Annotated in this window: 18 protein-coding genes; 7 read left to right on the top strand and 11 right to left on the bottom strand. The window is 57.6% G+C overall.

All coding sequences use genetic code 11. The features are described 5' to 3' along the window. The first annotated feature begins 396 nt into the window (after positions 1-396). On the top strand, positions 397-942 hold the full coding sequence (locus BW958_RS19620) for a gamma carbonic anhydrase family protein (protein ID WP_076577594.1): 546 nt from the start codon (positions 397-399) through the stop codon (positions 940-942). A gap of 54 nt (positions 943-996) precedes the next feature. Here the strand turns inward: BW958_RS19620 and polA are convergent, their stop codons facing one another. Beyond that, the gene (polA, locus tag BW958_RS19615; protein ID WP_076577593.1) at positions 997-3,732 is read right to left on the bottom strand and encodes a DNA polymerase I; all 2,736 of its coding nucleotides are present in this window, start codon (positions 3,730-3,732) and stop codon (positions 997-999) included. A 389-nt stretch (positions 3,733-4,121) separates the two neighbouring features. Here polA and elbB point away from each other — a divergent pair, with 389 nt between their 5' ends. Next, positions 4,122-4,778, top strand: a complete 657-nt coding sequence (gene elbB / locus BW958_RS19610) for an isoprenoid biosynthesis glyoxalase ElbB (RefSeq protein WP_076577592.1) — start codon at positions 4,122-4,124, stop codon at positions 4,776-4,778. A gap of 66 nt (positions 4,779-4,844) precedes the next feature. On the opposite strand, the gene BW958_RS19605 is transcribed toward elbB, so the two are convergent. The 4 genes from BW958_RS19605 to BW958_RS19590 all read right to left on the bottom strand — a co-directional run bounded on the left by BW958_RS19605 (position 4,845) and on the right by BW958_RS19590 (position 8,214). Then, positions 4,845-5,054, bottom strand: a complete 210-nt coding sequence (locus BW958_RS19605; protein WP_076577591.1) for a cell division protein ZapB — start codon at positions 5,052-5,054, stop codon at positions 4,845-4,847. A gap of 142 nt (positions 5,055-5,196) precedes the next feature. Next, positions 5,197-6,480: a hypothetical protein gene (locus BW958_RS19600; protein ID WP_076577590.1), complete on the bottom strand. Its 1,284-nt coding sequence runs from the start codon at positions 6,478-6,480 to the stop codon at positions 5,197-5,199. 37 nt (positions 6,481-6,517) lie between these two features. After that, positions 6,518-7,297 carry a serine O-acetyltransferase gene (cysE, locus tag BW958_RS19595; protein ID WP_076577589.1) on the bottom strand — a complete coding sequence of 260 codons (780 nt, stop codon included), beginning with the start codon at positions 7,295-7,297 and terminating at the stop codon, positions 6,518-6,520. Positions 7,298-7,305: 8 nt separating this feature from the next. Beyond that, the gene (locus tag BW958_RS19590; protein WP_076577588.1) at positions 7,306-8,214 is read right to left on the bottom strand and encodes a cation efflux pump FieF; all 909 of its coding nucleotides are present in this window, start codon (positions 8,212-8,214) and stop codon (positions 7,306-7,308) included. 87 nt (positions 8,215-8,301) lie between these two features. Here BW958_RS19590 and BW958_RS19585 point away from each other — a divergent pair, with 87 nt between their 5' ends. The 3 genes from BW958_RS19585 to trmL are packed head-to-tail and all read left to right on the top strand — an operon-like array spanning position 8,302 to position 10,878. After that, on the top strand, positions 8,302-8,991 hold the full coding sequence (locus BW958_RS19585) for a response regulator (protein ID WP_076577587.1): 690 nt from the start codon (positions 8,302-8,304) through the stop codon (positions 8,989-8,991). Positions 8,992-9,044: 53 nt separating this feature from the next. Continuing rightward, positions 9,045-10,355: an ATP-binding protein gene (locus BW958_RS19580; RefSeq protein ID WP_076577597.1), complete on the top strand. Its 1,311-nt coding sequence runs from the start codon at positions 9,045-9,047 to the stop codon at positions 10,353-10,355. 40 nt (positions 10,356-10,395) lie between these two features. Then, positions 10,396-10,878 carry a tRNA (uridine(34)/cytosine(34)/5-carboxymethylaminomethyluridine(34)-2'-O)-methyltransferase TrmL gene (gene trmL / locus BW958_RS19575; RefSeq protein ID WP_076577586.1) on the top strand — a complete coding sequence of 161 codons (483 nt, stop codon included), beginning with the start codon at positions 10,396-10,398 and terminating at the stop codon, positions 10,876-10,878. Here the strand turns inward: trmL and BW958_RS19570 are convergent. The 4 genes from BW958_RS19570 to lexA form a co-directional block, all read right to left on the bottom strand. After that, a complete protein-coding gene (locus BW958_RS19570) occupies positions 10,875-12,197 on the bottom strand; it encodes an MATE family efflux transporter (RefSeq protein WP_076577585.1) in 1,323 nt (440 codons plus the stop codon). The two genes, trmL and BW958_RS19570, sit on opposite strands and share 4 nt — an antisense overlap. 2 nt (positions 12,198-12,199) lie before the next feature. Further along, complete coding sequence (locus BW958_RS19565; protein ID WP_076577584.1) at positions 12,200-12,841, bottom strand: SCO family protein; 642 nt, start codon at positions 12,839-12,841, stop codon at positions 12,200-12,202. 56 nt (positions 12,842-12,897) lie between these two features. Then, on the bottom strand, positions 12,898-13,149 hold the full coding sequence (locus BW958_RS19560; protein WP_076577583.1) for a hypothetical protein: 252 nt from the start codon (positions 13,147-13,149) through the stop codon (positions 12,898-12,900). A 222-nt stretch (positions 13,150-13,371) separates the two neighbouring features. After that, a complete protein-coding gene (lexA, locus tag BW958_RS19555) occupies positions 13,372-13,995 on the bottom strand; it encodes a transcriptional repressor LexA (RefSeq protein WP_076577582.1) in 624 nt (207 codons plus the stop codon). A gap of 188 nt (positions 13,996-14,183) precedes the next feature. Between lexA and plsB the strand changes: the two genes are divergently transcribed. Continuing rightward, positions 14,184-16,610 (top strand): glycerol-3-phosphate 1-O-acyltransferase PlsB, encoded by a 2,427-nt coding sequence (plsB, locus tag BW958_RS19550; RefSeq protein ID WP_076577581.1) that lies wholly within the window; start codon positions 14,184-14,186, stop codon positions 16,608-16,610. A gap of 48 nt (positions 16,611-16,658) precedes the next feature. On the opposite strand, the gene BW958_RS19545 is transcribed toward plsB, so the two are convergent. Next, the gene (locus BW958_RS19545) at positions 16,659-17,285 is read right to left on the bottom strand and encodes a lysoplasmalogenase (protein WP_076577580.1); all 627 of its coding nucleotides are present in this window, start codon (positions 17,283-17,285) and stop codon (positions 16,659-16,661) included. A 163-nt stretch (positions 17,286-17,448) separates the two neighbouring features. Between BW958_RS19545 and BW958_RS20575 the strand changes: the two genes are divergently transcribed. Further along, complete coding sequence (locus BW958_RS20575) at positions 17,449-17,589, top strand: hypothetical protein (protein ID WP_179078886.1); 141 nt, start codon at positions 17,449-17,451, stop codon at positions 17,587-17,589. 1,325 nt (positions 17,590-18,914) lie between these two features. Here the strand turns inward: BW958_RS20575 and BW958_RS19540 are convergent. Beyond that, positions 18,915-19,661 carry a class I SAM-dependent methyltransferase gene (locus BW958_RS19540; RefSeq protein WP_076577579.1) on the bottom strand — a complete coding sequence of 249 codons (747 nt, stop codon included), beginning with the start codon at positions 19,659-19,661 and terminating at the stop codon, positions 18,915-18,917. Positions 19,662-19,683 lie beyond the last annotated feature (22 nt).

The raw sequence follows: 19,683 nt of genomic DNA, 5'->3' as shown, positions 1-19,683 counted from the left end.
CATTGAAAATCAAAAATTGTTTTTGATGCTTCAATCCTGCGAGTGCCCACACAGATTGCTTGATTCAATTTGTTAAAGAACGTTGCCTTGTCGGCTGAGGCTGCGCATCTTACGCTCCTCGTTTTGAAAGTCAAGCGCCGTAGCGGCTTTTCTTTCCTCGGAAAGTGACAGCGACTGTCGTTTTCCCGTGACCATCCGGCGTCATCCGCCGTGCTGGTGAGGGCGCATTATAGGGAGAATCCAAACGCTGGCAAGCGCTTTAACGCAATAAAATTGCAAAAAAGTACCACTCATTAGTTATTCATTGGATATCACAGCTTTTATACAGACTTATCCACATTTTTGGCGTTTCGACTGATAAAATGCTTCGAATAGCGAACAGAAGAGACCCAAGAAATGGATACGCGACTCAGAAGCTATAAAGGAAAGCGCCCTTCGCTGGGCGAACGGGTATATGTCGATCCCTGCGCCACGCTGATCGGTGACATTACCCTGGGAGATGATGTCGGCATTTGGCCCATGGTGGCAGCACGTGGCGACGTTAACTTTATCCGCATCGGCGCCCGCACCAATATTCAGGATGGCAGCGTGCTGCATCTGACCCGCAGGGGCGAGCACAATGCCGATGGGTTTCCGCTGATTATCGGTGAGGATGTCACGGTCGGACACAAAGCCATGCTGCATGGCTGCACCATCGGGGACCGGGTACTGGTCGGCATGGGCGCCATCCTGCTCGATGGTGTGGTGGTCGAGGATGATGTGATGATCGGTGCTGGCACACTGGTGCCCCCCGGCAAGCGGCTGGAATCCGGCTTTCTCTATATGGGCAATCCGATGCGCCAGGCCAGGCCGCTTAAAGAGAGCGAGCGGGCATTCTTGCTCGAGTCATCTGATAACTATGTGCGTCTTAAAAACGAGTTCCTCGCCGAAGAGCAGCCATAGATAGCAGAAAGCCCGGAACCCCGGGCTTTCTCTTTATGTAGAACAGTCACACGGTTAGTGTGCCTGATCCCAGTTGTCACCCACACCGGCTTCAACCACCAACGGAACATGCAGCTCGGCAGCAGCCGACATCATGCGCTTGATGGTCGGCACCAGCGCCTCGACCTTATCCTCTCTGACTTCGAACACCAGTTCATCGTGCACCTGCATCAGCATACGGATATCGTCACCGCCTTCGGTCTGGATCCAGCTATCCACGGCAATCATGGCGCGTTTGATGATGTCTGCAGCCGTTCCCTGCATCGGGGCGTTGATGGCGGCGCGCTCGGCAGCTTTGCGCAGGCCGGCATTACGTGACTTGATATCAGGCAGATAGAGACGGCGACCAAACAGGGTTTCGACATAGCCCTGCGCCTCGGCCTGCTGACGGGTCCGCTCCATGTACTCCAGCACCCCGGGGTAACGCTCGAAGTAGAGATCCATATACTTCTGGGCTTCTGCCCGGCCGATCCCCAGCTGTTTGGCCAAGCCAAACGCGCTCATGCCATAGATAAGGCCAAAGTTGATGGCCTTGGCACTGCGGCGCATGTCACTGGTGACGGCATCGAGCGCCACACCAAACACCTCGGCAGCAGTAGCGCGGTGAATGTCTTTACCTTCAGCAAATGCGGTCAGCAACCCTTGGTCACCGGAGAGGTGCGCCATGATACGCAGTTCAATCTGAGAGTAGTCAGCAGCCACCAGCTTGAAGCCTTTACTCGGCACAAACGCCTGCCGAATACGGCGGCCCTGCTCGTTACGCACCGGAATGTTCTGCAGGTTGGGGTCGGATGACGAGAGTCGCCCGGTCGCAGCAACGGCCTGATGATAAGAGGTGTGCACCCGACCGGTCTGCGGCTTGATCATCAGCGGCAGTTTGTCGGTATAGGTGGACTTGAGCTTGGACAGCCCACGATGCTCCATCAGCAAACGCGGTAACTCATAGGTTTCGGCCAGCTCGGCCAACACCTCTTCCGCCGTGGACGGGGCGCCCTTGGGGGTTTTCTTGATAATCGGCAGCCCCAACTTGGTAAAGAGGATCTCGCCCAGCTGTTTGGGCGAACCAAGGTTGAACTCCTCGCCAGCCAGAATATGGGCTTCGCGCTCCAGCTCGGTGAGACGCACCTCAATCTCTTGGCTCTGCTGATGCAGAAGAGCAGGCTGGATAGGTGTACCCAATCGCTCCATCCGCGCCAGCACTGACAGCAGCGGCATCTCCATCTCGGCAAACACCTTGGCAAGCTCACCTTCGCTGGCCAGCTTGCTCCACAGGGTCTGATGCAGGCGCAGAGTGATATCGGCATCTTCGGCGGCATAGGGGGCGGCTTGTTCCAGCTCGATCTGGTTAAACGTCAGCTGTTTAACGCCCTTGCCGGCAATATCTTCAAACGAGATGGTTTCGACGCCCAGATATTTGCGCGCCAACGAGTCCATATCGTGGCGACTGCCGGTGGAGTTGAGCACGTAGGATTCGAGCATGGTGTCGTAGGCCATGCCACGCAACTCGATGCCGTGGTTTTGCAGCACGTTACGGTCGTATTTGAAATTCTGCCCGACCTTGAGGCGAGCCGGGTCTTCCAGCAGGGGCTTGAGTTTGCCCAGCACCACCGCTTCGCTCAACTGCAGCGGAGCGCCCAGATAATCATGGCCAAACGGAACATAGGCCGCCTTGCCGGGCTCAATCGCAAAGGAGACACCGACGATGCGCGCCTCCATGTAATCCAGGCTGGTCGTCTCGGTATCGAAGGCAAACAGCTCGGCGTTGCTCAGGCGCTCAATCCAGCCATCAAACTCGGCCTCATCGAGGATGCAGACATACTCAGTCTCGATAGTGGGGGCGGGAGTATCGACGGCAGATGCGCCAGCATCGTCATCACCCTCCTCCAGCTCTTTGATAAGGTTACGGAACTCATACTCGCGATAGACTTCGAGCAGGCTCCCTTTATCTGCCGGAGTCTGAACCAGTTGCTCAATGCCAACCTCGAGGGCCACATCGGTTTTGATGGTGGCCAACACATAAGAGAGGCGCACCTGCTCTTCCTGCTCGCGAAACTTCTCGGCAAAGGTCTTGGATCCACGAAAGCCCAGCGCAGCCACTTTGTCCAAGTTGGCAGCAATCGCACCAATGCCACCGATACCTTGCAGCAGGGCCAGCGCGGTTTTCTCGCCAACGCCGGGCATTCCCGGGATGTTATCCACCTTGTCACCCATCAGGGCCAGATAGTCGATGATAAGCTCGGGCGGGACCCCAAACTTCTCGATCACCCCGTTACGGTCAGTGGTCTGCTCCTTCATGGTGTCGATCAGCGTGACATGGTCAGACACCAGCTGCGCCATGTCCTTATCACCAGTGCTGATGAGGACCGGCAGTTGCTTTTCCGTTGCCTCACGAGCCAACGTGCCAATCACATCGTCCGCTTCGACCCCTTCGATAATCAGCAGCGGCAAGCCAAGGCCACGAATAATGCGATGAATAGGTTCAACCTGACTGCGCAAATCATCTGGCATCGGAGGCCGGTGCGCCTTGTAGTCGGCATACAGATCGTTGCGGAAGGTCTTACCCTTAGCGTCAAACACCACTGCCACATGACTTTCCGGGTACTGCTTGAGCAGGCTGCGCAACATGTTGGTCATCACCCTGACTGCGCCACTGGGCTGGCCACTGGAGGTTCGCAGATCAGCTTGCTGGGAGGCAAAGAACGCCCGGTACAGATAGGAAGAACCATCGACCAGAATGAGAGGGTGAGGCATGAAGTCGTCCTGCTTGGGAATAAAACAGCGGCTAGGATGCCACAGCACGGATCGTCAACCAAGGTATGCATGGTCATAGCGCAGGCGCGCCAGCTGTGGATAACTCTGTGATCAAAAAAGCAAAAAACTGCCAGCCTTCGTGACAAAGCTGTGCATCCATAGATAAAACCAATTTATATCAAAAACTTACGGATTCGCTATTGCGCGAATGAAGCGCTGAGCTGGTTACAGCCAATGTGGAAAACAATCCACGAATGTCACCAGTACCGATCAGGTGGGTAACGATCCTAACACAAACAATCCCCTTGACCAGCGGTGAGTGAACACCAAACATACAAAATGACCACAATGAAAGCGGCCTCACAGTTTCGAACAACCAGGAGACAGAGATGAAAAAAGTGGCAGTGATTTTGAGTGGCTGCGGCGTCTTTGATGGCACCGAGATCCACGAGGCGGTCATCAGCCTGCTGGCCCTGTCCCGCCAGGGCGCCGACTATCAATGCTTCGCCCCCGACATCCCCCAGCATCACGTCATCAATCACCTGACCGGTCAGGTGAGTGCAGAGGAAACCCGCAATGTGCTGGTCGAGTCAGCACGCATCGCTCGAGGCAAGGTTCATGATGTGCGTGATTTGGCGATCGCTGACTTTGACGCTCTGCTGTTACCGGGTGGCTTTGGTGCCGCCAAGAATCTGTGTGATTTTGCCTTGCAAGGTGCAGGTGCCAAGATGCAACCGGATGTACTACAGGCTTGCCGCGCCTTTGCCAAGGCAGGTAAACCGGCGGCCTATGTCTGCATCGCACCCGCCATGATTCCACTGGTGTATGGTGAAGGCACGCTGCTGACCATTGGTGACGATGAGGGCACCGCCTCTGCTATCGAAGGGATGGGCGGCTCGCATCTGGCCTGTCCGGTCAATGAGTTCGTGATCGATCAGGAGCGCAAGGTGATCTCCACCCCGGCCTATATGCTGGCAGGTAATATTGCCGAAGCAGCCGAGGGTATCGAGAAAACCGTGCGTCAGTTGCTGGCTATGTGTTCCTGAAAGGTGACAAACAAAAACAGAAGAGGCCGCGTGATGCGGCCTCTCTCATTTCCATACGGGTGGGAATTACATCCCTTCGCCCATCTGATCCATCTTGCCGAGCAGGGCGCGCAGGCGCTCTTGCCAAGCTTGATGTTCATTGCGCAGCTGATGATTTTCATCCTGCAGGCGGCGATTCTGTTCACGCAGATCGTCCAACTCCATCTTCAGCAGGGAGATGTTGTCGACAGCGGATTGAACTTTGGATTCTAGTTGTTCAAGGACTTCAAGAGACATAGTGCTTACCTTTCATGTTCAAGTGCGTAGCCCGGCGGGCCATCCCAAGCGCGTGAGGCCAGCATACCCCGATGGCGCGGGGTCAAACAAGCTGAAGCCAGATAATTTGCGGCTTGGCGCGATGCTGGCGGTTAAATCTACGTCAGATTTTCGCGTATACCCACTCATAACCTGTAAACAGCAGGCAGGCGACCAGATAGATCAACACGCCATAGCTGAGGTTCCAGCGCAATAGTGCGCCCGGCCCGACGTTGTAACGGGCAGAAAGCGCCAGATTGGAACCCGATAACGGGCTGGTACCCGTGCCGATCCCCCAACCAAACAGGAAAGTCATGGCTAGCAGGTTGGGATCCGGGTGTAGCGGCCATACCAGCGGTGCCAATCCGGAGATAGTGATAATCGGATGCACCCCGATGATCGCCACCAGCAACATCAGTAGTAGCGCCAAGCTCGCCTCTATCGCCCCGTAATGCTGGAACACCGGCAGCTCATGACCACCAAAGTCGAGCACCGACAGCGCGCTGTTGATGCCCGCCGCCAACAAACCGGCCCCGAGAAACAGCACCAACTGCCCACCAATGGCGGGAAAGCGCTCATAGAGCTGGCGCTTGAGGGCGTCGCGGCACCCTTTTTTCGGCATGAAGGAGAGCGCCAGGATCGGCGCCATCAGCGAGATCACCGCCAGAATCGGCAGCGCAGGCCACAGCTGTTTCACCGCCAGCACGGCCACAGCCAGTGCAATCGGCAGAGTCAACGCCTGACGCTGCAGCGGAAAACCGCAAAAACCGTCGCTGCCAAGTCGCTCGACCTGCCAGGCAGTGATCACCATGGCAGCCAACACCCCCATCAGACCGAACGGCATGATCACCGAGAGTTGCAAACCGGGGGAGTAAGTGACCGCGACGGCCATGGCGACAAAGAAGGGGGACCACATGGCCGCAGCATTGAACAGCCGACTGAGCACCATGACCTGGCGCCGCTCCAGCGTCCCTTGTCGCTCCAGCCGATCACCGACGATAAAAATGATGGAGAGATTGATAACGGCGCCGAGCAAATTGAGGCTGGCCATGGTACTCCACACCCCTTTGCGCCCCTGCCAGTTGCCACTGCCACCACCGAGACCGGCGGTGGCGAGATTGAGCGTGCTGACCGCGGCAAACATGGTCAGCATGTTGATATTGGGCAGCAGCCACTCGGCGGGCTTAATCGGTGCGCCTTGTGAAAAGGCAAACAGCCCCAGCAGCAGAGCGGCACCGTAGAGCGCCATCGCCTGCCGTCTGGCAGCACCGGCCAGAAACGGCAGGGTCAGCAGACAGGCCAGCCAAGAGCAGATACCTGCCGGCCACTGGCTGATGCCAACGTAGAGCGCGACCAGATTGAGCAGCCACATCGCCAATATCAGGTATCCCGACAACCGCTTGGCCATTCTTGTCCTCGTCCATGAGGCAGCGTTCGGCTGCCGCTTAAATACCCTGATTCATATCCAGCGACGGCTTGTCACAGCCGGGATGGCCCACGATCTTGGCTGGCACGCCAGCCACCGTGGTGTGCGGCGGAACCGGCGATAGCACCACGCTGCCCGCCCCCACCTTGGCACCCTGACCAACTTCGATATTGCCCAGCACCTTGGCTCCGGCGCCGATCATGACCCCTTCACGGATCTTGGGATGGCGGTCGCCACCCTCTTTACCCGTACCGCCCAATGTGACGTTTTGCAGGATCGACACATCATCCTCGATAACGGCCGTCTCCCCCACCACGATGCCGCTGGCATGGTCAAACATGATGCCTTTGCCAATGCGCGCGGCGGGGTGCACATCCACCCCAAACACTACCGAAATCTGGTTCTGCAGATACAGGGCCAGCGGTTTGCGCCCATTGCGCCACAGCCAGTTGGCTACCCGGTAGCCCTGCAGGGCGTGGAATCCCTTCAGATAAAGCAATGGTGTAGAGAACCACTCAACGGCCGGATCGCGCTCCTGCACCGCACAGATATCCGCCGTCACCGCTTCGAGCAGCTGCTCTTCGCTGGCAAAGGCCTGCTCGATGATTTCGCGCAGCGAAATCGCTGGCATGGTGGCACTGTCGAGCTTGTTAGCCAGCTGAAAGCTAAGCGAACCGGCGAGACTGTGATGATTGAGAATGGTGGAGTGAAAGAAACTGGCCAGCATGGGTTCAGAGGCAGCCATCTGGGCCGCCTCTTGCCGAATCTTGGACCAGGTCTGGACAACAAGGTCTGACATGTTCCTGCCTATACGTTATGGGTTGAGGGTGCAGTTTCCCTGCTGACGACCGAGATCGGGTCCATATGGATGATCACATCGGTACGTTCAAAGGCATTGCGCAGCGCGACTTCCACTTCGTCGGCAATCTGATGCGCCTTTACCAGCGGCAACATGTCGTCGAGTTCAAGGTGAAGCTGAATAAAGCGGGTCGGGCCGGATTGACGGGTGCGCAGATCATGCACTCCTTTGACTTCTTCCCTGGCGCGGCACAGCTCCATTATTCGCTGTTGCACCTCGGCAGGCAACTGGCGATCGAGCAGGGCCTGAACAGAGTCCCATGCGATATGGCCAGCGCCCCATAGCAGCATAAAGCCGATCGCTATCGCAAAGGCGCCATCCGCCCAATACCAACCCTGCCCGGCCATCACCAGCGCCACCAACACGCCACCATTGAGCAGCAGGTCGGACCGATAGTGCAGCATATCGGCACGCACGGCCACACTGCCGGTCTTGCGGATGACCCAGGACTGGAACATCACCAGCACAAAGGTGATCACCATCGAACCGGCACTGACCCACATACCGATCTCAAGGCGGGGCAACGAGCTGGGCTGCAGCAGGGATGAGATGCCGTGCATCACCAGCAAAAATGCCGAGCCGGAGATAAAGGCTGACTGGACCAGACCGGCCAGTGATTCCGCCTTACCGTGCCCGAAGCGGTGCTCGTCATCGGCCGGCGCCATGGCGTAACGAATCGCCAGCAGGTTGATCACCGACGCACTAACATCCATCAGGGAGTCAGTGAGCGACGCCAGCAAACTGGCCGAATCGGTCAGCAACCAGGCCGTCAGTTTGCCGGCAATCAGCAGTGAGGCAGCCACCACCGCTGCCGAGCCGGCCAGAGTGACCAGCCGTGAATATTGTTGATGACTCAAAACCCGCTTTCCTCACTGGGGTAAAAACATATTATACCCGGATGGGAAGCCACTTTAAGTGGCCATGATGAACGCAGAGATGAATGGATGAACAAGATTCTGCTGGTCGATGACGACCGTGAACTGACTACCCTGCTCAAGGAGATCCTGACCCTGGAGGGATTTCAGGTGGTGGTCGCCGGCGATGGAGCCCAAGGGCTACAGCGTTTGACAGAGGGCGGTTTCGACCTGATCCTGCTTGATGTGATGATGCCGAACATGAACGGCTTCGAAATGCTGGCCGTGCTGCGTGAGGAGCACGATACGCCGGTCCTGATGCTGACAGCCCGGGGCGACAGTCAGGATCGCGTGCTCGGACTCGAAAGCGGCGCCGATGACTACCTTGCCAAACCGTTTGATGACAGGGAGCTGCTGGCGCGGATACGCGCCATCCTGCGGCGCACCCAGACAGCCAGCAAGGCCGCCAACGGCGAAGAGATCCAGTTTATGGATCTGCTGCTCAAACCCGGCCAGCAGGTCGCCTCCTGCCACGGCGAGCAACTCGACCTCACTGCGACCGAATTTGGCCTGCTCGAATGCCTGCTACGCCATCCCGGGCAGATTGTCAGCAAAAAACAGCTTTCTGAACAAGTGCTTGGCAAGCCCTTGGAACCCTTTGATCGCTCCATCGACATGCATCTGAGCAACCTGCGCAAGAAACTGCCGGAGCGAACCGACAGCCACCCCCGCTTTAAAACCGTACGCGGCAAGGGTTACATCTGGCTGGAGGAGATGTGAACGGCCTGCATCTGCACAGCCTGACCACCCGCCTGTTTCTCTGGTTCTGGGGTATGCTGCTCTTGATGCTGGCCGCGGTCATCATTCTGCCCACCCTGGATCCGCGCAACCTCTCGACCCTGCCGGAATCAGAGCAGCAACAACAGCAGTTTGTCGTCGATATTCTGAGCCGGCTGGCCGAGCATTCGCTGGAGCTCAACTTGCCCGCCATGTTGCAGGAGGCCGGGCCGCTCTCGATCAAAGACATCTACATCCGCGATAACGAGAACACCATCCAGTCCACCAGCAAGCCGGACAAGGAGATCATGCGCTTTATGCTCGACTCCGATGATCCTACCTCGCCCAAGATGCGCCACAACGATTCACGCCTGTTGGCAGGGCCCTTTGCGCTCGAGCATCGCGGCAAGACCTACTTTATTTATCTCAGCCGCCAGCTGGAGAGCCACTCCCTGTTTCTGGCGCTGCTCGATCACCCGATCCGCATTCTGACCACCGCCATGCTGGTCAGCACGCCGCTCTGCTTGTTGATGGCCTGGCGCCTGAGTCGCCCTACGCTGGCGCTGCAAAAGGCCGTATCGCGCATCGCCGCCGGCGAGCTCAACACCGTGATCCCCCACATGCAGCGCCGGGATGAAGTGGGATCGCTTGCCGCCAGTATCAACCACATGGTGGAGACGCTGCGCTCGATGATCATCGAGCAAAAGCGGCTCTTGTCGGACATCTCCCATGAATTGCGTAGCCCGCTGACCCGCATGCAGCTGGCACAGTCGCTGATCCGCCGCAAACAAGGCCCCAGCCCGGAGCTCGAGCGCATCGCCCACGACATCGCCAAACTCGATACCCTGATCGGTGACCTGCTCACTCTGTCACGAGTACAACAGCACAATGAGCCGCCGCAATACTATCCGCTGGCCGACGTGCTGGAGCCGATTCTGGAAGATGCCGGTTTTGAGGCGGGTGAGCGGGGCAAGCAGCTGTTTTATCCGTCACTGCCATCGCTGAGTATCGAGATGTGGCCTGATCTGCTGGCTCGCGCCATCGAAAACCCGCTGCGCAATGCGCTCAAATATGCCGATCAACAGGTCACTCTGGCCTGGCGTAAAGACGACCGGGTCTGGGTGCTCGAGATTGTCGATGACGGCCCCGGCGTTCCGAGTGAGCTGCTCGACAAGCTGTTCTTCCCCTTTTTCCGGGTGGACAATGCCCGCAACGCCCAAACCGGTGGCACCGGGCTGGGGCTGGCCATCGCCACCGAGGCCATTGCCCGCCACGGCGGTACCATTAGCGCCCATAATCAGGCGCCACATGGTCTGCGCATCGTGATCCGGCTGCCCCTCAGCCGTCGCTTTTCAAGCCTGGCCTGAATCGCTATGCTGGCGGCCCTTGTGGTATCAGGAGGCCGCCATGCTCGACGTCGTGCTTTATCAACCGGAAATTCCGCCCAATACCGGCAACATCATCCGACTGTGTGCCAACACCGGCTATCGTCTGCATCTCATTGAACCGATGGGATTTCCTTGGGATGACAAGCGGGTCAAGCGGGCGGGTCTGGATTATCACGAATTTGCCGACGTCAAACGCTGGCCTGACTTTGAGCACTATCTGGCGGCTGAGCAACCGACCCGGATCTTCGCCTGTACCACCAAGGGCCGCGCCTGCCACTCCGACGTGCAGTTTGCACCCGGGGATGCCCTGCTGTTTGGCCCCGAGAGCCGTGGTCTGCCGCTGGAGATTATCGACAGCCTGCCGCCCGAGCAGCGTCTGCGCATTCCGATGCGTCCGGATAGTCGCAGCATCAACCTCTCCAACGCCGTAGCCATCTTCGTTTATGAAAGCTGGCGCCAGTTTGGTTATGCCGGCTCTCTTGATGTGAGTAATCTGCCCTAATCGACCAGCGCGTGGCTGTGCCAGAGTCGGTACAGCCATACGCCAAGCCCCACTCCCCGCCCAACCATCAACACCAGCATGGCAGCCCACAGCGCGCGGTTATCGCCACCCGCCAGCCACCATACCGGGAAGTACCCCACCAATACGGCCAGCAGCATGCTGTCACGCATCTCGCGCGCCCGGGTGGCACCGATAAAAATGCCGTCAAACAGATAAGCCCACACCGATAACAGCGGCAGCGCCATCAGCCAGGGAAGCTGACGCAGCGCCTCTGCCACGACCGCGTCAATCGAGGTCATGGCCCGGATCAGTAGTTCACCGCCCCACACAAAGGCCAGGGTCGCCAGCAACGCAGTCAGCAGTGCCCACTGCAGATTGAGACGAATCGCTCGCGCCAGCTGGTCACGCCGGCGCGCACCGACGGCGCGGCCGACCATGGCCTCTGCGGCATAGGCAAAGCCATCGAGTCCGTAGGAGAGCAACATCAGGAAGTTAAGCAGCACCGCATTGGCCGCCACCACCACATCGCCCAGTTTGGCGCCCTGAAAGGTCATAAAGACAAAGCAGGCCTGCAAACAGAGCGAGCGGATAAAAATATCCCGATTGAGCGCCAGCATATGGCGATAGGGCTTGGCAGAGCGCAGCAAGTCATGCCACTGCGTGCGCAGCACCGCAATGGTTCGATGCCGCGTGACACAGTAACCCCCCAGCAGCAAGGAGGCGTAATCGGCCAAGAGCGATGCCAGCGCGGCACCCTGTACGCCCCAACCGACCCCGCGCACCAGCCAGATATCGAGCACAATATTCAGGCTGTTAGAGGCGATCAGGATCAGCATCGGAGCCCGGGCATCCTGCCGCCCCAACAGCCAGCCCAAGATAACCAAATTGCAAAGCGCCGCCGGAGCTCCCCACAAACGGATAGTGAAGTAACTTCTGGCCACCTCTTTGACCGCGCCAGAGGCATCGCTCGCAGCAAAGGCCCACTCCACCAGCCAAGGGCGGCCCAAAAGCAACAGCAGCGCCAGCAGCAGAGCCATCACCAAGCCGCGCCCCAGCAACTGCGCCCCTTCGCGCTCATCTGCCGCCCCCAACGCCTGCGCCGTCAGACCGGTAGTGGACATCCGTAAAAAACCGCACAGCCAGAGCACCAGATTAATCAGCGTTGCTCCAACCGCCACACCACCCAACAGTGCCGCATCACCGAGATGACCGATCACCCAGGTATCAACCAACCCAAGCAACGGCACCGTGATGTTGGAGAGCAACATGGGCAACGCCAGGGCCAGAACCTGGCGGTGGGATAATCGCGCTGGCTGCATGCCTATGATTGTTCGCGCTGATAGAGCGCCCGGATGCGGGAAAAATCGCTGACCAGCGCAGACATGGATACTTGCGGAAACGGCCCCTGCTTGGCATCGGGACGAAATACCGCCTGAACTTCGCCTTGGGGATTGATCAGCACGATGGAGGCCGAGTGGTCGATAAGATAATGCTCCGGCGCATCCTTGTGCTCGACCATCGAATAGACCAAACCCAATTCGCGCGTCAATCGCAGCAGCTCTTCATGTGGGCCGGTAGCGGCAATAAATTCTTTATTAAAGAAGGTGATATAGCTCGCCAACCGGGGCAGATCGTCACGAACCGGATCCACCGAGATAAACAGCACGCGACTGCTAGCATCTTGCTGCTTGAGCGCTGGGTAGACGGCGCGCAAGTCAGCCAGCGTGGTCGGGCAAATATCCGGGCAGTAGGTATAACCGATGAACACAAAAGACCAGTGTCCGCGCAAGGATTCAACGGTCAGCGCGGAACCATCACTTTGGGCCAGCTTAAAGGGGGTGAGCTTGTGCGGCGGATTGAAGTAGATGGCTGACTCGGGATGAGGCAGGGGACGCAGCAATACATAGAGGCCGCCGGTCAGAAGGATCAGTAACAGAGCCAGCAGGCGATAGCGTGAATTCATGGTCACTTGTCATGTCAGGCGAATTGTAACGCACAGGTTAACATACCCGCAGACGATCAGGGGCTGCCGCCTTGCTCCCGTTCATGTTTAGCCTGCCACTTCTGAATCGGGATCACGGTTGCCAGACCCGGTTGCATCACATTGCGCGAGTGCAACAAGCGGGTCAGATGTACTGTTTTGCTATGCGGTCGCTCCAGCCACAGTGACCACCCTTCGCTACCCCGCCGCAGCCACAGGCCGCAAAAGCCGATCCACCAGCGAGCCCGACGGGCCGGATGAACGTGTCTTGCATCAGTGCGTGTCCACATGACGTAACCTCCTTGTCGCCTGCAGACAGAGCACTGGGTGGTCTGCCTGTTCCCTAATCCACAACGCTGCATGGCGGTCGTGCGGTTGCGCCTTCCTGGCGAATCACCGTACCTAGGGATGATATAGACGAAAACCCGGACGGCGGCGAGCCGGTCCGGGTCGGTACATCATTAACAACTTGAATTGACGATGAAAGAAGAGATCAAAAAAAGCGCGAGCGATTACATCCAGTCGGCGGTGCGAATCACCCCGACCGCCAGACCTTCGATGGTCAGCTGCTGGCAGGAGAGATCCACCTCAATGGGGGCAAGCTCTTCATTTTCCGGCAACAGCCACACCTGATTCCCCTTGCGCTGGAAGCGCTTAACGGTCACATCATCATCCACACGGGCCACGACAACCTGGCCATTACGGGCATCTTGAGTCTTGTGCACTGCCAACAGGTCGCCATCCATGATGCCGATGTTCTTCATGCTCATCCCCTGCACTCGCAGCAGGAAGTCAGCTCGCGGATGAAACAGGGCCGGATCAACCTGATAGTGACTTTCGATGTGCTGTTGGGCCAGAATCGGCTCGCCGGCTGCGACCTGACCGATCAGGGGCAGGCCTTGCTCTTCATTAGCCGCCTCCTCTTCGAGCAACAAGCGAATGCCGCGCGAGGTACCGGGCATGATTTCAATCACCCCTTTCTTGGCCAGCGCCTTGAGGTGTTCCTCGGCGGCGTTGGCCGACTTGAACCCCAACTTCTGGGCAATTTCGGCCCGGGTCGGCGGCATGCCGGTCTCACTCATGTTGCTTTTGATGAGCTCGAGCACCTGGCTCTGGCGGGGGGTCAAGGGTTTCATGATGTCACCTGTCTTTTTATACAGCACACTGGCAGTATATACAGTATCCATGCCAAGGCAAGACAAAGTGTCGGGAACCCGCGACCGTCCACAGATGCCTTGTTGTCGCAACTCATCCTACCAGCCGGCGACAAATCGGCGACGATTTGTTATTCTCCTGCCGCCTTTTTACAGGAGAAGCAACAGCAATGTCCCTTGGGCAGCGTATATCCAGAGCCGCACTGCAGTGGCCCGTCAGCTGGTTGGTTAATCACAAGAGCCTGCCGGAGAACCCCATCACCGAGTTGCAGCTGGACCCGCAGCGCCCCATCGTCTATGCGCTCAAAACCAGCTCCATTACCGACCTGATGACATTGCAGCAGTGCTGTGAAGACCTCGGTCTGCCCGGTCCTTTTACTCCTCTTGAGCTCAACGGACAGCGCCTACCCCGCTTTGTCTGCCTGGACCGGCCGCCCCCCCTGTTTGGTAAGCGCAACAAGCCGCTGCCGTTCCTGCAGGAGTTTCACCAACTGCTCGATCTGCATACCCAGGATCCGCAACTGGATATTCAACTGGTGCCGGTCACCCTGTTTTGGGGACGTGCGCCGGGGCGTGAAGGTGAAGAAGCATCCAGCTGGAACATCATCAGCAGCTTAGCCCCCAACCGCCTGAAAAAAGCGCTGATCATCATGCTCAAGGGGCGTGAGAATCTGGTGCGCTTCTCACCGCCGGTTTCGCTGCGCTATATGGCCGACAAACACGGCACTGACCACGCCATCGCCCACAAGCTGGCTCGGGTTGCCCGCGTGCACTTCGGTCGTCAGCAGTTGGCCGCCACCGGACCCAAGCTCCCCAACCGCCATCTGCTGTTTGGGCAGCTGATAGAATCGACCATCATTCAGGACGCCATCCGTCAGGAGGCGATTCGCGAGGGGATCAGCGAAGAGAAGGCGCGCAAACGAGCGCTTGGCTACATGGACGAAATCGCCTCCGATTTCTCCTATCGCCTGATCCGGATTGGCGAAGTGGTGCTAGGCTGGCTCTGGAACAAGCTCTATCGCGGCCTGACGGTACACGGCGCCGAACGGGTTCGCCAGCTGGCTCAGGAAGGGCATGAAATTGTTTACGTCCCCTGCCACCGCAGCCACATGGACTATCTGCTGCTCTCCTACGTTATCTACCATCAGGGGATGGTACCGCCTCATATCGCCGCAGGGATCAACCTCAACTTCTGGCCAGCCGGCCCCCTGTTTCGCCGCAGTGGCGCCTTCTTTATCCGCCGCACCTTCAAGGGCAATCCGCTCTATAGCACGGTGTTTCGCGAATACCTCAATCTGCTGTTTGCCAAGGGGTATTCGGTCGAGTTCTTTACCGAGGGCGGGCGTTCACGTACAGGCCGCCTGCTTCCGCCGAAAACCGGCATGGTGGCCATGACCCTGCAAGCCATGATGCGTGGACTGGATCGCCCGGTCACCTTCGTGCCGGTCTATCTCGGTTATGAGCATGTGATGGAGGTCAATACCTATCACAAGGAGCTGCAAGGTAGCCGTAAAGAGAAAGAGAGCTTCCTGCAGGTTATCGGGATCTTGCGCAAGCTGCGTAACTACGGTCGCGGCTTTGTGAATTTCGGTGAGCCGCTTCACCTCTCTGGCTACCTCAACGAGCATGCGCCGCAGTGGCGTGAACATATCGGACAGGAAGACAAGCCGCAGTGGCTGGGTGACACCGTTGGCAAGCTGGCAGAGCAGCTGATGACCCGCATCAACAGTGCGGCGGCCGTCAACGGCCTGACCCTGAGCGCGGTGGCGCTGCTCTCCTCCGAGCGCCACGCTCTGACCCGCGATGAGCTGGAAGCCCAGATCGCCACTTATCTCACGCTGCTGCGTCAGGTGCCTTACGGCCCGTTTAACACCATCCCGGACAATAGCGCAGCCGAGCTGCTCGATCAGGCTATCGAACTCAACAAGTTTGATGTCAGTGAAGACAAGCTGGGCCAGATCATCAGCCTGGATCGCTACCAAGCCATCTTGTTGACCTACTATCGCAACAACATCCTGCACTTGCTGGCCATGCCGGCTCTGGTGGCGGCATTGATCGAGCGCTGTGAGGGGATTACGGAGAACGAGATTGTCGCACGCTGCGTCGATATCTATCCGCTGATCAAGACCGAGCTGTTCCTGCACTACGATGAAGAGTCACTGCCGGAGCTGGTGAGCGCCCTGCTGGCGAATCTGCAGCAACAGGAACTGATCCAGCTGCGCGACGGTGGATTCTGGGTCAATCCGTCCAATCAGATGCGGTTGTTGCTGCTGGCAGAGAGTATTCAGGAGACCCTGCAGCGCTATGCGATTGTGCTGACCAGGGTGCTGGCACAGCCGGGCGTGGAAGCCGAGCAGCTGGAGTCCGATGCCATGATGATGGCTGAGCGTCTCGGCACGCTGCACGGCATCAACGCGCCGGAGTTCTTTGACCAGAAGCTCTTCACTACCCTGATCCACACCCTGCGCCACGAAGGCTATCTCGACCCGGCCTGCAAGCCGGACATCGGCCGCTTCCAGGCTCTGGCTGACAACATCTTGCCACTGCTCAGCCATAAGGTGCAGCGCACCATCCGTGCCTGCTGTCCCAGCTGCTAACCATTGAGGCCTCCACGGAGGCCTCAACTTTTTGTGTCGCGGGTAGGGTTAACCAGCCAGCGAAGCGGCCACCAAAAACTGGGCAGAGAAGTAACTCATCATGATCAACCCGTTGGCAAAACGGAAGGCGCCATGAAAGCGACGAATGGCAATCATGGCATCGGTAAACAGGAACAGCAGTGAGCCAACCAGCGCTGCCGCACTGCCAACGGCCAAAGATGCACGCCAGGCGCCAGCGGCAAACCAGGTCATACCAATCAGAGTCAGGGTGTAGATCAGCACCGGCAATCGCCACACCCCCATCGGACGCCACAACAGACCAAACAGCACGGCAGCCGGCGCCAGCAACAACAGCGCATCGAGCAGATGCAGCACCAATGGCCCCTGTGAGAAGCCAACCAGATAGCAGAGATGAGCCACCAGAAATGCCAGCAGACCGTGCAGAAACCGATCTGCGGGCAACATCAGCAAAATATCGCCTGCCAGTGACAACATCAGCCCCAGCAATATCCAGGCGTGCGAGCCATCTTGATCGAGCCCGCGATATTCAAATGCCAGCGCGATGATCAGCAGCAGTGTCAACGGTTTACTGAGATAGATCTGCCAGCGACGTCCGCCGTCGATGGCGAGCACATGCCACCAGCCGACCGCCACTATCAACACGCTCAGATACATCCGATTCTCCCGCCACTGGACCGGTCGCCTTGCCAAAGCCCAAATAGACTAGCAAAAACTGTCCGTCAACGGCAGTGGGCGGTATTCGCCGAAAGTCTAATTGCCTCCCAACAGAGGGTGCGGCATAAGAACACCCATCAAGAGAGGCTATATGGACGAGAGCATGAGAAACTACCTGCCGGCCATCGATATCATGATGTGCCATCTGGGGATCAGCTTTGAACAGGCATGTGAAGAGCTGGGGCTCAGCGTGACCGAGCAACGGGAATTGGCCGCGCTGCAGCAGCAGGAACACCTTGAATAATCCCATCATTTCGCAGAAATGACTGAAAAGGCGCCACTGGCGCCTTTTTCATCGTCGCCTAGTCGATATCTGAATATTTAATAACCACTAATCGATGCAGTTTTGTTGGCCTTTTATTCTGAGATTTGAAGATCAAACAGGCCAATCATGTAGTTTGTGAGACATTTGCCATAGCTGTTGTAATCCAGCTGAGTGATGAGCCGTGCGCAAACCATTTCCAGATGATGGGAAAGTTACCCATAAAAAGCGTAACATCATGTAAATAAAAGAAAATAATCCATCATCAACGTTTATTTAGGTCTATTAAAAAAACGTTTAGCAGTCGCCTCCTTGTTCCTCTTCGCCAGCACGATAGTATGAAGGTCACAGGGAAGCAGCACCGGACGGATTGCCGGTTTCCAAGGAATGAAGGACGTATCCGGGATGGATACAAGATGCTCCGGATGAGCATCTGCAGGACGCAAAAAGGATGACCCGCAGGACGCGGCAGGACAGACCCGGGATGGGTAAGCGCTTGGTCAGGATGGCCACGCAGCAGGGATGAAAGGGACACCACAGGACGTGATAACGGACACCTCCAGGATGGAGAGAGTGCGGTAACCCGGATGGTTGCCAGGCCAGGAGGCTGTGGACACACCGAAGGATCGGGAAGGGGATATTCCGAAGGAAAGGATAAAGTCAGGGAGCGCAGGGAGCGCACAGGTTCAGGGAGTTGAACCACACGACTTGAGGGGACGGCGAAAGCCGTCCCCTTTTCTTCATCCGTTGTTTTTTGCCTGCCAGTTTTCCCCACCGCTCTATGTTGTCGCACCGCGACTTGGTCTTGTTAGCCCTTGTGAGACATTTGCCATTACCCCTGTCAGCATTGCGCCTGTAATGGTAAGGGCAGCGTCGGAAGAGTGTGTGATACGACTCATCAATAAAAATCACAACTCAATGATTTATATATAAAAAAAATAATAAACTTGCGAAAGGCAATTGTAAGATGGCAGCAATTTTTGCTGCCTTGATTGAGCGTCCCCAGAAAATCCTTATATTCAATCTTGCACGGACGCAATGAAGTCAATCAGGAAGATTGGCTGCCAGGGTAGGGCGAATGGACCAGTCACAGGAAGTGACCAGGGACACCTCCCAGGAGGGAGAAAGTGCGGCGAGACAGGATGACTCGTCATGCCATGAAGGCGAATGGACACCCCAACGGATTGGGAAGGGGAAACCACAGGGAACAGGTATATAGTCAGGGATTGCAGGGAGCAACCACGTTCACGGAAACGAACGATACGACTAAGGGGGGCGACGCGAGTCGCCCCCCATCTTTTTGGCCGTCAGTCACCCATTGCTGCGATCACATACACATCGAAACGGTTATTCTTGGTCTCGATAGACATGCTCGGACGCGCATCATCCAACCAACCGGCATAATCGGGACGCTTAACCACCACCCGCTTGGTCGCCACCGCCAGCGCAGCCGGAAGCAGTTGATCGGCATCGAGATCGGCGCCCACCAGCGACTGGAACACTCTCATCTCTTTTTTGACCAGCGCCGACTTCTGTTTATGCGGAAACATGGGGTCAAGATAGACCACATCCGGCCGCTCGCTCAGTTGCTGTAACTTGGCCACTGCCGGCCCTTGTAACAGCGTCATGCGATCGCGCACCCAAGCGCCAATCTCGCCATCCTGATAAGCACGCGTCAGCCCATCGGCCAGCAAGGAGGCAACGACCGGGCTGCGTTCAATCAAGGTCACCTTGCAACCCAGGGACGCCAGCACAAAGGCATCTCTCCCCAATCCTGCCGTGGCATCCACCACAGTTGGATTGACCCCGGATTTCAGCCCAACCGCCTTGGCAATCGACTGCCCACGCCCACCTCCGAATTTGCGCCGATGGGCCACAGCACCCTCCACAAAGTCCACATAGACGGCGCCCTGTTTGGGCTCATCCAATTTGCGCAGCTCCAGCCGCTCGGGTGTCAGCACCAAAGCAAAATCCGGCAGGGTGACGTCGGCAAGGTGCAACGCCAGTTGCTGCGCCTCATCGGCGCGGGAGGGGTCTTCCAGCAGAATATGCATAGGGGATACGGTCAGCCATCAA

This window comes from Aeromonas sp. RU39B (assembly GCF_900156095.1).
Taxonomy (GTDB): domain Bacteria; phylum Pseudomonadota; class Gammaproteobacteria; order Enterobacterales; family Aeromonadaceae; genus Aeromonas.
This window is presented reverse-complemented; position numbering and strand designations above follow the sequence as displayed.

Coding starts and splice junctions, on each gene's coding strand:
- BW958_RS19570 (WP_076577585.1), bottom strand. CDS start 12,197: ATGCAGCCAGCGCGATTATCCCACCGCCAGGTTCTGGCCCTGGCGTTG.
- BW958_RS19585 (WP_076577587.1), top strand. CDS start 8,302: ATGAACAAGATTCTGCTGGTCGATGACGACCGTGAACTGACTACCCTG.
- BW958_RS19560 (WP_076577583.1), bottom strand. CDS start 13,149: ATGTGGACACGCACTGATGCAAGACACGTTCATCCGGCCCGTCGGGCT.
- BW958_RS19600 (WP_076577590.1), bottom strand. CDS start 6,480: ATGGCCAAGCGGTTGTCGGGATACCTGATATTGGCGATGTGGCTGCTC.
- elbB (WP_076577592.1), top strand. CDS start 4,122: ATGAAAAAAGTGGCAGTGATTTTGAGTGGCTGCGGCGTCTTTGATGGC.
- trmL (WP_076577586.1), top strand. CDS start 10,396: ATGCTCGACGTCGTGCTTTATCAACCGGAAATTCCGCCCAATACCGGC.
- BW958_RS19565 (WP_076577584.1), bottom strand. CDS start 12,841: ATGAATTCACGCTATCGCCTGCTGGCTCTGTTACTGATCCTTCTGACC.
- BW958_RS19605 (WP_076577591.1), bottom strand. CDS start 5,054: ATGTCTCTTGAAGTCCTTGAACAACTAGAATCCAAAGTTCAATCCGCT.
- BW958_RS19540 (WP_076577579.1), bottom strand. CDS start 19,661: ATGCATATTCTGCTGGAAGACCCCTCCCGCGCCGATGAGGCGCAGCAA.
- lexA (WP_076577582.1), bottom strand. CDS start 13,995: ATGAAACCCTTGACCCCCCGCCAGAGCCAGGTGCTCGAGCTCATCAAA.
- polA (WP_076577593.1), bottom strand. CDS start 3,732: ATGCCTCACCCTCTCATTCTGGTCGATGGTTCTTCCTATCTGTACCGG.
- BW958_RS19545 (WP_076577580.1), bottom strand. CDS start 17,285: ATGTATCTGAGCGTGTTGATAGTGGCGGTCGGCTGGTGGCATGTGCTC.
- plsB (WP_076577581.1), top strand. CDS start 14,184: ATGTCCCTTGGGCAGCGTATATCCAGAGCCGCACTGCAGTGGCCCGTC.
- BW958_RS19580 (WP_076577597.1), top strand. CDS start 9,045: ATGCTGCTCTTGATGCTGGCCGCGGTCATCATTCTGCCCACCCTGGAT.
- cysE (WP_076577589.1), bottom strand. CDS start 7,297: ATGTCAGACCTTGTTGTCCAGACCTGGTCCAAGATTCGGCAAGAGGCG.
- BW958_RS20575 (WP_179078886.1), top strand. CDS start 17,449: ATGAGAAACTACCTGCCGGCCATCGATATCATGATGTGCCATCTGGGG.
- BW958_RS19620 (WP_076577594.1), top strand. CDS start 397: ATGGATACGCGACTCAGAAGCTATAAAGGAAAGCGCCCTTCGCTGGGC.